This is a genomic window from Alcanivorax sp. HI0044, from assembly GCF_001634945.1.
Map to the genome: position 1 here is coordinate 1 of NZ_LWEZ01001340.1, position 11,686 is coordinate 11,686.

An 11,686-nucleotide genomic window follows, 5' to 3' on the forward strand; every position below is an offset into this window, starting at 1 on the left:
GGCGAAAAGCGGGCTGCCGACGCAAGCCAATTGCTCGCCGACCTGAGCCCCGGACAACTCAGCAGTGAGCAGCGTTTTACCTGGTTGCTACTCAGCGGCCGCGCCCAACTAGGCCAGCAGCAAGCGGACAAGACCCTGTCGTTGCTGCAGCAATACCAGGACGAAATACTGCAATATCCCGCCGAGCATCAGGCCCAACTGGATCTGTTGCGCGCCGACGCCCTGGCCATGCAAGGCAAGCTGCTGGACAGCCTGCAGCAACGCGTCGCCGCCCACCCGCTCCTCAGCGAGGATGACCAGGGTTACAACCACAACATGATCTGGCAGCTGCTGATGCAACTGCCCAACACCGATCTGGCCGACGCCATTGATGGCAGCAGTGGCGACCTGCGTGGCTGGCTGACCCTGGCCCAGCTGTACCGCGACCCCATTGCCGACCTGGATGCCCAGGTCACCCGGTTGAATCAGTGGAGCGCCCAGTGGCGTACCCACCCGGCCATCGACGATGTGCCGCAAATGCTGGACGCCCTGGAAAAAGCCGCCAGCCAGCGCCCCAGCCAGGTCGCCATCCTGCTGCCGACCACCGGCCCACTGCAAACCGCGGGCAAGGCCCTGCAGGAAGGCATCATGACCGCCTTCTACCAGCAGCAGAAAAACGGCCAACCGCCCACGTTGCGCTTCTACGATTCCGGTGGCGACGATGTGCTTGCGGTGTATCAACAAGCCGTCACGGATGGCGCTGATTTCGTTCTCGGCCCTCTGGCCAAAGACAAAGCTGCAACCATCGCGGCCCAGGGCACGCTGCCAGTCACCACACTGGCATTGAACTACATCGACACCGACAACCGCCCCGATAATTTTTTCCAGTTTGGCCTGGCGCCGGAAGATGAAGCCCGCCAGATTGCTAACCATGGCGCCCGCAAAGGCGCCCTGCAGGCCGGCATTCTCTATCCGGAAGGAGAATGGGGCGCCCGGGTTGCCCAGGCCTTCGTTGATCGCTGGCAGGAGCTGGGCGGCTCAGTCACCATCACTCGCACTTACCAGGAAGGGCCCAGCATCGGCGAAACCGTCAAGGAAATGCTGCTGGTGGCACAAAGCCAGAAACGCGGCAATGCTGTCAGCCGTTTCACCAGCCTGAAGATGGATAACCAGCCTCGCCGTCGCCAGGACATGGATTTCCTGTTCCTGCTTGCTGACCCCAATCAGGGGCGCCAGGTGAAACCCGCACTGAACTTCCACTACGCCAAAGACCTGCCGGTCTACTCCACCGCCCTGATCTACAGCGGTGAAGACAACCCACGTCGTGACCAGGATCTTAACGGCATCCGCTTTGTCGACATGCCCTGGATTCTCACTGACGACAATCAGGCCCTGCATGACGCCGCCAACCAGCAATGGCCAGACGGCCATGGCCGCTACGAACGCCTGTTTGCCATGGGCATCGATGCCTACCGGCTGCAAGGGCGGCTGTATCTGCTGAACGCCCTGCCCTCCAGCGAGCTCCCCGGTGTCACCGGCCGCCTGCACATGGAAAACCAGCGCATTGTTCGCGAACTGAACTGGGCGGTTTTTGTGGGCGGCAAGGCAAAAACGCTGCCACAAGTGACCGAGACAGGCCAAAACAGCCTTCCCCGTGCCGCTACTACGCAGTAAGAAAGACACCGGCCGGGACGCGGAAAAGCTTGCCGCGAAGTGGCTGGTCGACCAGGGACTGACCGTTGTGGAGCGCAACTTCCATTGCCGTCAGGGAGAAATTGATCTGATCCTGCTGGATCAGGACACTCTGGTCTTCACCGAAGTGCGCTGGCGCAAACACCAGAGCCATGGTGGCGCGCTTGCCTCGGTGGATCAGAATAAACAACGGCGACTGATCAGCGCGGCCCAGCACTTTCTGGCCCGCCACCCGGAACATCATCACCGGCCCTGCCGATTCGATGTGCTGGGCATGGAACCGGACAACCAGCAGACTGTCCTTTACCAATGGATACAAAACGCCTTTTATAGCGAATAAGCTACACAGCAGAATGTGAAAGATTGAGCGACCCTGAACTCAGCGAACAGGACATTGAAGGGACAATTTATGAGCGTGGACCGTATCCGGCAACTGTTTGCCGAAAGCATCGAAACCAAAGCCAAAGCCGGCGAAGTACTGCCTACCGTGATTGAAGCCGCAGGTCAGGCCATGGTCGAATGCCTGCTCAACGGCGGCAAGATCCTCACCTGCGGCAACGGCGGCTCCGCTGGCGACGCCCAGCACTTCTCTTCCGAGCTGCTAAACCGTTTTGAAATGGAGCGCCCGGCCCTGCCCGCCATCGCACTAACCACGGACTCGTCCACGCTGACCTCAATCGCCAACGATTACAGCTACAACGAGATCTTCTCCAAGCAGGTCCGCGCCTTGGGCGGCAGTGGCGATATCCTGCTGGCCATTTCCACCAGCGGCAATTCCGCCAACGTGATCCAGGCTATTCAGGCTGCCCACGACCGGGAAATGCGGGTGGTCGCCATGACCGGCAAGGAAGGCGGTGAAATGGTCAACTTGTATGGCCCCAACGATATCGAAATCCGGGTGCCCGCCACCTCCACAGCCCGCATTCAGGAAGTCCACCTCCTGGTCATTCATTCGCTGTGCGATTACATCGACCAGCAGTTGTTCGGAGGCCAGTAATGGTCGCACGCTTCATCCGCTTATCGACTCTTGCAACCCTGGCTCTGTTGTTCAGCCTGACCACCGGGTGCGCATCCCTGTCCAAGGGCATGTCCGACCAGCCCACGGACCAGGATCATGGCTCACGGACTTTTGGCGCCTTTGTGGAAGATGGCAACATCGAGCGAAAAGTCGCCGTCAACCTGTCACGGGCCAGCGCCGAGCTGGACGAGTCCCGTATCGTGGTAGTCAGCTACAACGGCAACGTCTTGCTTGCAGGCCAGGTAGCCAATGAAGATCTGAGCACCCAGGCGGAAAATATCGCCAGCCAGGTACGCCATGTGCGCAACGTGCACAACGAACTGCAGGTAGTGGGCTCAGGCTCCTTCCTGGCTCGCACCAATGACACCTGGCTCACCAGCAAGGTAAAAAGCCGCCTGCTGATCAACGGCGATGCGCCGGGCTGGCGCACCAAGGTGGTGACGGAAAACGGCGTGGTGTACCTGATGGGCCTGCTCACCCATGCCGAAGCCGACGCCGTGGTCGCCCAGGTACAGAAGGTGTATGGCGTACAGAAGATCGTAAAGATCATCGAGTATATCGACTAGGCGCTGCGCGCCGGCAACCCACCTCCGCGTCACGGCCCACGGAAAACAAAAAGCCCGCTCAGTGAGCGGGCTTTTGCGTGTTGCATGCAGCGTGAGGCGTGCTGCGTCTCACTTTCTTATTTTACCACTTTCAGGTGGCTGACCTTGCCTTTGCCTTCCTCTTTCTTCTCAGGCTCCGGGGTCGTCGGTGGCTCCGGTGGGTCCACCGGGTCAAACGCCATACCCTGGCCGTTTTCACGGGCAAAGATCGCTACCACCGCATTCACTGGCACCCGGATCGTCATGGGCATGCCACCAAAGCGGGCAGAAAAGGCAATTTCATCATTATCCGCCACAAACTGGGTTACCGCGCGCGGCGCAATGTTCAGCACGATCTGGCCGTCCTGCACAAAGTCCTGCGGCACTTCCACACCCGGGAAACTGGCATTCACTGCCAGGTGGGTAGTCAGGCCGTTATCGCAGATCCATTCGTGGATCGCCCGTATCAGATACGGGCGATTGGAGGTCATTTCGGACATGGTTACAGCGGGTTACGCAGTTCGCGCTCGGCGTCGGTCAGGCTGGCCTGGAACGCATCACGATCAAACAGACGCTCGGCGTAGTCCAGCAACGGCTTGACCTGCTTGGCAGGCAGCTCAATACCCAACGCCGGCAACCGCCACAAGATCGGCGCCACCACGCAGTCCACCAAGGTGAACTCTTCGCTCATGAAGTACGGCAGCTCGCTGAAGATCGGCGCGGTGGCAATAATCGCCTCACGCAGTTCCTTGCGACGCTTGTTCAGGCTGGCGTCTTTCTCTTCACCGGCCAGGATCGCATCCACATGACCACACCAGTCACGCTCCACGCGGTGAATCAACAGGCGGCTCTGGGCACGCGCCACCGGGTAAACCGGCAACAACGGCGGATGCGGGAAACGCTCGTCCAGATACTCCATGATCACCGTGGACTGAAACAGGGTCAGCTCACGATCAACCAGCGTGGGCACTTCATTGTACGGGTTCAGCGAGGCCAGATCTTCCGGCTTGTTGCTGCTGTCCACATCAACGATATCGACTGTGACCCCTTTTTCTGCCAGCACGATACGCACGCGATGGCTGTAATGATCTTCCGGGGAAGAAAAGAAAGTCATTGAAGAACGCTTGGTCACCACACCCATTGTCGAGTCATCTCCACACTAGTGATCTATAACAGAAACAGGGTAACCGCTTACGCGGATACCCTGTTCAACGCTGGAATCCTACACTGAAGTATCAGTGTACGTCTTTCCAGTATTCCTTTTTGAGCAGGTAAGCCGGGATCAACAGGATGCCCAGGAAGACCAGCACATAAACACCCAGACGTTCACGCTGCGGGCGAACCGGCTCCGCAGTGTAGGTCAGGAAGTTAGTGATATCGCCCATGGCCTGCTTGAACTCGTCTTCGCCCAACTCTTCTTCCAGACCCGCCATCACGTGGGGCATACCCACGCTCGGGAACACATGGTTGTTGTAACCGAACGGACGGGACTCATCTTCGTAGAAGTTGATCAGGTACGAATACACCCAGTCGGAAGAACGGTACCGGGTCACCATGGTGAGATCCGGCGGTGCATTACCAAACCACTTCTTCGCGTCGTCCTGGTCCATGGCGTTATGCATCTGGTCACCGAACTTGTCACTGACGAAGTTCAGGTTCTCCATCACCAGCTCTTCCGGCATGTCCAGATCTTCCGCCATGCGGCTGTAGCGCTGGTACTGCAGGGTATGGCAACCCAGGCAGTAGTTGACGAACAGCTTGGCACCGTTTTGCAGGCTGACCTTGTCTTGCAGGTTTACCGGCGCTTTAACCACGTACTCGTTGTGGCCACCGCCAGCCGCGAATGCGACCAACGGCAGGCAGCTGAAAAGAATAACCGCTAGTTTCTTCATCAGTGTCCCCCCGTTACCCGTTCCGGAACCGGCTTGGATTTCTCGAATTTATGCACGAACGGCATGATCAGCAGGAAGTAGCTGAAATAATAGATCGTGCCGAACTGCGCCATCATCGTCTTGCCTGGAGTTGCCGGCTGAGTACCGAAATAGCCCAGCATCAGGAAGTCCAGCACGAAGAGCGTCATGAAGATCTTGCTCCAGATACCGCGATAGCGAATGGACTTCACCGGGTGACGATCCAGCCACGGGATCACGAACAGGATCACGATCGCGCCGCCCATGGCCACCAGACCCCATGCCTTGGAAGACATGATGAAGTCGATGGTTGTGGCACGCAGCATGGCGTAATACGGGCCGTAGTACCAAACCGGCGCAATGTGGTCAGGAGTTTTCAGCGGGTTGGCCGGCTCGAAGTTCGGCTTCTCCAACAGGTAACCACCACCATCCGGGAAGAAGAAGATCACCACGGAGAAGATCATCAGGAAGACAATCACGCCGGGCAGGTCCTTCACGGTGTAGTAAGGGTGGAACGGAATGCCGTCAACCGGAACGCCGTTTTCATCCTTGTTCTGCTTGATTTCCACGCCGTCCGGGTTGTTGGAACCCACTTCGTGCAGCGCCAGAATGTGCAGCACCACCAGAGCAAGCAACACAATCGGAATAGCGACAACGTGCAGCGCGAAGAACTTGTTCACCGTGGCAGTGGACAGCAGGTAATCGCCGCGCACCCAGGTAGTCAGGCCTTCACCAATTTCCTTGGCGTCTGCCGCACTAATGAACGGCAGCAGATCAAACGGGATCGCGCCCGCCAGGGAGATAATTACCTGGGCACCCCAGTAGGACATGTTGCCCCAGGGCAGTACGTAACCGAGGAAACCTTCGGCCATCAGCGCCAGGTAGATCAGCATACCGAAGATCCACACCAGCTCCCGCGGCGGCTTGTAGGAGCCGTACATCAGGCCACGGAACATGTGCAGGTACACCACAGCAAAGAACGCAGACGCGCCCACTGCGTGCATGTAGCGGATCAGCCAGCCCCACTCCACATCACGCATGATGTATTCAACGGAGGCAAAGCCTTCGTTGGGGGAGAAGAACATGGTCAGCCAGATGCCGGTGAGCAGCTGGTTTACCAGCACCACGATGGAAAGCACACCAAAGTAGTACCAGAAGTTGAAGTTCTTCGGCGCATAGTATTCGGACATGTGACGCTTGTAGGCGTCTACCACGGGCAGACGGGCATCTACCCAATCGACAACGCGATTCACCATTCCCATCATGCCTTGGTCTCCCCTTCCTCAGAGCCGACGATAACGACAGCTTCGCTCAGGTAAGAATGCGGCGGAACCACCAGATTGGTGGGTGCCGGAACGCTCTTGTACACCCGGCCGGCCAGATCGAACTTGGAGCCATGACAGGGGCAGAAGAAGCCACCATGCTCCAGTTCTACCGTCGGCTGATCCTCAAAGAGCGGGGAGCAGCCCAGGTGAGTACAAGTACCAATCAGGACCAGATATTCCTTCTTGATAGAGCGCCACTCGTTTCTGGCATATTCCGGCTGCTGATCCGCTTCGGAAGCAGGGTCACGAAGCTTCTCGTCCAGCTTCGGCAAGGTATCCAGCATATCGTCCGTGCGACGCACCACCCAGATGGGCTGGCCTCGCCATTCTTCTACTACGCGCTGCCCCGCTTCCAACCGGCCAATATCCACTTTTACCGGCGCACCGGCATTTTTGGCTTTGGCACTAGGTTGCCAGGACTTAACGAAAGGTACAGCCACGCCAACGGCTCCTGCGGCACCAATCGCCGAAGTCAAGCCAATCAGGAAAGTGCGGCGGCTGCTATTAACGCCGTCGTTGCTCATTGAGTTATTCTCCCCTTAGATCCCACGCTCGGGGTTAATCCGGGACGCGAAGTTTATCCTCGTGTCACGGACGGAGTAAGGCGGCGCAAATGGTAAAGAAAAAGCCCACACCTGACAACCGGTTATTACCCCGCCAGAATCGCTAAACACCTGATTTGAACACAAAAAAGCCCAGCATTGCTGGGCTTTTTTGTGTAGCTGTAGTGCTTGAAGCTTAACGCTTGGAGAACTGCGGACGACGACGCGCCTTGCGCAGACCCACTTTCTTACGCTCAACTTCACGGGCATCACGTGTCACGTAACCGGCACGACGCAGCTGACCACGCAGCTCACCGTCATACTCCATCAGCGCACGGGTAATACCGTGACGGATGGCGCCAGCCTGACCGTTGTTACCGCCACCGCTAACGGTAACCAGCACATCAAACTTGTCCGTCGCGTCCACCAGCTCCAGCGGTTGACGAACAACCATCTGGTTGGTTTTACGGCCGAAATACACATCCAGCGGGCGACCATTAACGCTGATCTTGCCACTACCCGGACGCAGAAAAACGCGAGCGGAAGAGGTCTTGCGGCGACCGGTTCCGTAGTTGGTTTCTACAGTTGCCATCGACAAACCCCTTAAATTTCCAGCTGCTGCGGCTGCTGAGCGGTATGCGGATGCTCAGTGCCTGCGTAAACTTTCAGTTTGCGGAACATGGCGCGGCCCAGCGGGTTACGCGGCAACATGCCCTTGATCGCCTTCTCGATGATCATCTCAGGCTTTTCCGCCTGCAGAGTCGCAAAGTTGGCTTCTTTCAGGCCACCCGGGTAACCGGTGTGACGGTAATACATTTTGTCTGACGCCTTGTTACCGGTAACGGCCACTTTATCGGCATTGATCACAACAATGTAATCACCGGTATCGACATGTGGAGTAAACTCCGGCTTGTGCTTACCGCGCAGACGGCTGGCGACTTCAGTAGCCAACCGACCCAACGTTTTGCCGGAGGCGTCTACCACATACCAGTCGCGCTTTACGCTTTCCGGTTTTGCGCTGTAGGTCTTCATGGAATTCTGCCCTAAATTCAATATGTTACGGGTAGTAAACACCCGCCGGCGACGGTTACGCCGGGCAAGAGAGCGCGAATTCTACCCAAGCCCCCAAAAGAACACAAGCAGTTCGGGGGCATTTGTTGTCACGGCACCGGATGGCCACAGATAAAGCCATGCCCCTCTGTACAAGCGGGTCATTGTGAAGCCGGCGGCACCATGTTGAGATTGAGCGCGATTCTACACCCTTGCAGCCCCCTCTTTAAAGGAGCAGACAATGCAGTACCGCCGTCTCGGACGCACCGACCTTGAGGTTAGCGCCCTGTGCCTGGGCACCATGACCTGGGGAAGCCAGAATACCGCCGAACAAGGCCATGCACAGATGGACATGGCCCTGGAACATGGCATCAATTTTTTTGATACCGCCGAAATGTATGCGGTGCCCGCCAGCCCGGAAACGTCTTTTCGCACCGAAACCATTATTGGTGAGTGGTTTGCCCGCAGCGGGAATCGCGACAAGGTTGTGCTGGCCACCAAGGCTGCCGGCCCCGGCGAGTACGTGAAACATATCCGTGGCGGCCCGCGCTTTAGCGCTGACAGCCTGCAAAACGCCGTGGAAGGCAGCCTGAAGCGCCTGCAGACCGATGTGATCGACGTTTACCAGCTGCACTGGCCCGAGCGCACCACCAATTTCTTTGGTCGTCTGGGCTACAAACACCGGGATGGCGAGGACGGCATTGCCATCAGCGAAACCGTTGCCGGGCTTAAAGCACTGGTGGATGCAGGGAAAATTCGCCACTGGGGCCTGTCCAATGAAACCCCCTGGGGCACCATGCGCTTTATCCATGAAGCAGAGAAAATCGGCCTGGCGCCACCGGTCAGCATCCAGAACCCCTATTCACTGCTCAATCGCAGCTTCGAGGTGGGCCTGGCGGAAGTGGCACACCGGGAACAGGTGGGCCTGCTGGCCTATTCGCCACTGGCCTTTGGCATGCTCAGCGGCAAGTACCGCAACGATCAGTGGCCGGAAGGCGCTCGCCTCACCCTGTTCAAGCAGTTCGCCCGCTACACCAACCCCCAGGCCATCGCAGCCACCGAAGCCTACTGTGAACTGGCCAGTGAGCGCGGCATCACCCCGACCCAACTGGCGCTGCAGTTCGTCACCACACGCCCTTTCGTGACCAGCAACATTATTGGCGCTACCAACCTGGCGCAGCTGGAAGAAAACCTGAAAAGCATCGATGTGCCCTGGGACAAGGATCTGGAAAAGGCCCTGGAGGTCATCCATACCCGCTTCCCGTATCCGGCGCCCTGAGAACGCCTGACGCAACACGCCCGATGCATGACGCCAAAAGCGCAGGCTCCTCGCTGCAGGAGCCTGCGGCCAGCCTTGATGGCATGCCTGCAGCCAGGCGTCTACAGAACCCAAAGCGCAGCCGAGACCACAATCCATCCCGACAGACCTTGACGATAGCACTCGTACCGTGCCAATGTTAACGCCGTTAACTTACCACAACGGATCAGTATGGCACGCACCGCATATCACCACGGCGATCTCCACCAGCAGGCCCACGATCAGGCCCTGGCCGTGCTTCGCCTTGAAGGCGACAGCGCTATCAGTTTGCGCGGCATTGCCAAGCAGATTGGCGTCAGCGCCCCTGCGCTTTATCGCCACTATGCGGACCGGGAAAGCCTGCTGGCTGAGCTGGCCATCAGTGGCTTCGCCGCCCTGCGTCAGCAACTACTCAGTGTGGAGCAGCATACTCCTCGCGCAGCGCTGATCGGCATCGGCCTGGCTTATGTGGCGTTTGCCCAATCCGAGCCCAACCTGTACCGGCTGATGTTTGGCGGCCGGGTACTTCCCAAAGGCGCCCATCCACGGCTCGATCAGGCCGGACTTGGCGCCTTCAATGTACTGCAGGACACGATTGCCCGGGGCCAACGGGCGGGCTATCTGAAGCCCGCACCGCTATCGCTGATGACCGCCACCGCCTGGTCGCTGGTGCACGGCCTTTCACAGCTGACCATCGACGGCCATCTGCCCAATGCGGATGCCGAACCCCAACTCGCCGAAGGCATCACCAGCCTGTTGCTGGAGGGCGCCATCACCCATACCGACGCCCATACCGATAACAACGAGGACACCCCATGAGCAGCCCAACCCCCAGCACCCTTCGCGTCGGCCGCCGCTACCGCGCCAAACGTCTCGACGGGCCCTATGACGCCATCGTCATCGGTTCCGGCATTGGCGGTCTCACCACCGCCGCCTGCCTGAGCAAAATGGGCAAGAAAGTGGTGGTGTTCGAGCAGCACTACACCGCCGGGGGCTTTACCCACAGCTATGATCGCAATGGCTACGAATGGGATGTGGGCGTGCACTACATCGGCGACATGGGCGCCGACCACACCATGGCCAAACGCCTGTTCGACCATGTCACCGACGGCGAGCTGAAATGGGCACCCATGGATGCCAACTACGACCGGCTGTTTATTGGCGACCGCCAGATCGACCTGATGGCCGGCCCCAAGGCCTTCGTGGACAGCCTAAAAAACGACTTCCCGGATGAGCATCAGGCCATCGATACCTACATGGGCTACCTTAACCAGGTCGCCAAGGCCCTTCCCGGCGTCACCCTGGCAAAGGTGCTGCCGAACCTGCTGGCCGGCCCCTTCCGCCGTCTGGCCAACCGCAAGGCGCCGGCCTTCCTCAATCGCCCCACCCAGGAGGTACTCGAAGGCCTTACCAGTAATCAGGAACTGATCGCCGCCCTTACCGGCCAGTGGGGCGATAACGGCCTGGTCCCCACCGAGTCCAGCTTTATCATCCACTCGCTGATTGCCCGCCACTATCTTTATGGCGGCTATTACCCGGTCGGTGGCGCCTCGGAAATGGCCAAGACCATCATCCCCGTCATTCAGCAAAGCGGCGGCGAGGTGTTTACCTACGCAGACGTGAAAGAAATCCTTGTCGAGAAAGGCCGCGCTGTCGGCGTGCTGATGGCCGACGGAGAAACCGTCCGCGCCCCGGCCGTGATCAGCAACGCCGGGGTATACAACACCTTCGGCCCGCTGTTGGCCGATAACGCGCCGCACAAGGCCTTCTACCAGATGAAACTGGGCAACGTGCAGCGCTCCATGGCCAGCGTCTGCCTGTACATCGGTATTCAGGACACCGCAGAAAACCTGCAACTGCCGAAGACCAACTTCTGGATTTATCCGGGCACCGACCACGCCACACAAGTGGACAATTTCCTCAAGGCACCGGACGAGCACGACATTCCGCTCACTTATATTTCTTTTCCCTCTGCCAAGGATCCCAGCTTTGCGGCACGCTATCCCGGCCGCGCCACCGTGGAAATTGTCGCGCCCGGCCCGTTCGAGTGGTATGCCGACTGGGCCGACAAGCCCTGGGGCAAACGCGGTGATGATTACGAAGCCAAAAAAGAAGCGTACTCGCAGCGTCTGCTGGAAAAGCTATACGAGAAGATGCCGCAGCTGCGCGGCAAGGTGGATTACTATGAATTGTCCACACCACTCTCCACCGACTACTTCTGCCGTTACAGCACCGGTGAGATTTATGGCCTGGATCACAATCCCGAACGATTCGAACAGGACTGGCTGA

14 protein-coding genes are annotated in these 11,686 nt (G+C 58.6%); 7 read left to right on the forward strand and 7 right to left on the reverse strand.

Features of this window, described 5'->3' with window-relative positions; translation table 11 throughout:
• From A3730_RS19790 to A3730_RS19805, 4 genes are all read left to right on the forward strand, one after another.
• On the forward strand, positions 1 to 1,653 hold a 1,653-nt coding region (locus tag A3730_RS19790), incomplete at its 5' end, for a penicillin-binding protein activator (RefSeq protein ID WP_063538747.1).
• Positions 1,634 to 2,011: a YraN family protein gene (locus A3730_RS29845; protein ID WP_082872471.1), complete on the forward strand. Its 378-nt coding sequence runs from the start codon at positions 1,634 to 1,636 to the stop codon at positions 2,009 to 2,011. The genes A3730_RS19790 and A3730_RS29845, both read left to right, overlap by 20 nt.
• A 69-nt stretch (positions 2,012 to 2,080) precedes the next feature.
• Complete coding sequence (locus tag A3730_RS19800) at positions 2,081 to 2,668, forward strand: phosphoheptose isomerase (RefSeq protein WP_007150375.1); 588 nt, start codon at positions 2,081 to 2,083, stop codon at positions 2,666 to 2,668.
• On the forward strand, positions 2,668 to 3,255 hold the full coding sequence (locus A3730_RS19805) for a BON domain-containing protein (protein WP_063519643.1): 588 nt from the start codon (positions 2,668 to 2,670) through the stop codon (positions 3,253 to 3,255). The genes A3730_RS19800 and A3730_RS19805 overlap by 1 nt, the downstream gene beginning before the upstream one ends.
• Positions 3,256 to 3,371: 116 nt before the next feature.
• On the opposite strand, the gene A3730_RS19810 is transcribed toward A3730_RS19805, so the two are convergent.
• The 7 genes from A3730_RS19810 to rplM form a co-directional block, all read right to left on the reverse strand.
• The gene (locus A3730_RS19810; RefSeq protein ID WP_007148786.1) at positions 3,372 to 3,773 is read right to left on the reverse strand and encodes a ClpXP protease specificity-enhancing factor; all 402 of its coding nucleotides are present in this window, start codon (positions 3,771 to 3,773) and stop codon (positions 3,372 to 3,374) included.
• 2 nt (positions 3,774 to 3,775) lie between these two features.
• Entirely contained in the window at positions 3,776 to 4,414 is a 639-nt protein-coding gene (sspA, locus tag A3730_RS19815; RefSeq protein WP_063519642.1) for a stringent starvation protein SspA, read from the reverse strand.
• A gap of 94 nt (positions 4,415 to 4,508) precedes the next feature.
• Positions 4,509 to 5,165: a cytochrome c1 gene (locus A3730_RS19820; RefSeq protein ID WP_063519641.1), complete on the reverse strand. Its 657-nt coding sequence runs from the start codon at positions 5,163 to 5,165 to the stop codon at positions 4,509 to 4,511.
• Positions 5,165 to 6,439, reverse strand: coding sequence for a cytochrome bc complex cytochrome b subunit (locus A3730_RS19825; protein ID WP_231880585.1), 1,275 nt, complete (start codon positions 6,437 to 6,439; stop codon positions 5,165 to 5,167). The genes A3730_RS19820 and A3730_RS19825 overlap by 1 nt, the downstream gene beginning before the upstream one ends.
• Before the next feature lie 5 nt (positions 6,440 to 6,444).
• Positions 6,445 to 7,032, reverse strand: a complete 588-nt coding sequence (gene petA, locus A3730_RS19830; RefSeq protein WP_063519640.1) for a ubiquinol-cytochrome c reductase iron-sulfur subunit — start codon at positions 7,030 to 7,032, stop codon at positions 6,445 to 6,447.
• Positions 7,033 to 7,246: 214 nt separating this feature from the next.
• Complete coding sequence (rpsI, locus tag A3730_RS19835) at positions 7,247 to 7,642, reverse strand: 30S ribosomal protein S9 (RefSeq protein ID WP_063538749.1); 396 nt, start codon at positions 7,640 to 7,642, stop codon at positions 7,247 to 7,249.
• An 11-nt stretch (positions 7,643 to 7,653) separates the two neighbouring features.
• Positions 7,654 to 8,082, reverse strand: coding sequence for a 50S ribosomal protein L13 (gene rplM / locus A3730_RS19840; protein WP_063518946.1), 429 nt, complete (start codon positions 8,080 to 8,082; stop codon positions 7,654 to 7,656).
• 259 nt (positions 8,083 to 8,341) lie between these two features.
• Between rplM and A3730_RS19845 the strand changes: the two genes are divergently transcribed.
• The 3 genes from A3730_RS19845 to A3730_RS19855 form a co-directional block, all read left to right on the forward strand.
• A complete protein-coding gene (locus A3730_RS19845) occupies positions 8,342 to 9,379 on the forward strand; it encodes an aldo/keto reductase (protein ID WP_063518947.1) in 1,038 nt (345 codons plus the stop codon).
• Between the two features lie 210 nt (positions 9,380 to 9,589).
• Positions 9,590 to 10,216 carry a TetR/AcrR family transcriptional regulator gene (locus A3730_RS19850; protein WP_063518948.1) on the forward strand — a complete coding sequence of 209 codons (627 nt, stop codon included), beginning with the start codon at positions 9,590 to 9,592 and terminating at the stop codon, positions 10,214 to 10,216.
• On the forward strand, positions 10,213 to 11,686 hold a 1,474-nt coding region (locus A3730_RS19855; RefSeq protein WP_063538751.1), incomplete at its 3' end, for an NAD(P)/FAD-dependent oxidoreductase. The genes A3730_RS19850 and A3730_RS19855, both read left to right, overlap by 4 nt.

Coding starts and splice junctions, on each gene's coding strand:
- A3730_RS19845 (WP_063518947.1), top strand. CDS start 8,342: ATGCAGTACCGCCGTCTCGGACGCACCGACCTTGAGGTTAGCGCCCTG.
- rpsI (WP_063538749.1), bottom strand. CDS start 7,642: ATGGCAACTGTAGAAACCAACTACGGAACCGGTCGCCGCAAGACCTCT.
- sspA (WP_063519642.1), bottom strand. CDS start 4,414: ATGGGTGTGGTGACCAAGCGTTCTTCAATGACTTTCTTTTCTTCCCCG.
- petA (WP_063519640.1), bottom strand. CDS start 7,032: ATGAGCAACGACGGCGTTAATAGCAGCCGCCGCACTTTCCTGATTGGC.
- A3730_RS19825 (WP_231880585.1), bottom strand. CDS start 6,439: ATGGTGAATCGCGTTGTCGATTGGGTAGATGCCCGTCTGCCCGTGGTA.
- A3730_RS19820 (WP_063519641.1), bottom strand. CDS start 5,165: ATGAAGAAACTAGCGGTTATTCTTTTCAGCTGCCTGCCGTTGGTCGCA.
- A3730_RS19800 (WP_007150375.1), top strand. CDS start 2,081: ATGAGCGTGGACCGTATCCGGCAACTGTTTGCCGAAAGCATCGAAACC.
- A3730_RS19810 (WP_007148786.1), bottom strand. CDS start 3,773: ATGTCCGAAATGACCTCCAATCGCCCGTATCTGATACGGGCGATCCAC.
- rplM (WP_063518946.1), bottom strand. CDS start 8,082: ATGAAGACCTACAGCGCAAAACCGGAAAGCGTAAAGCGCGACTGGTAT.
- A3730_RS19805 (WP_063519643.1), top strand. CDS start 2,668: ATGGTCGCACGCTTCATCCGCTTATCGACTCTTGCAACCCTGGCTCTG.
- A3730_RS19850 (WP_063518948.1), top strand. CDS start 9,590: ATGGCACGCACCGCATATCACCACGGCGATCTCCACCAGCAGGCCCAC.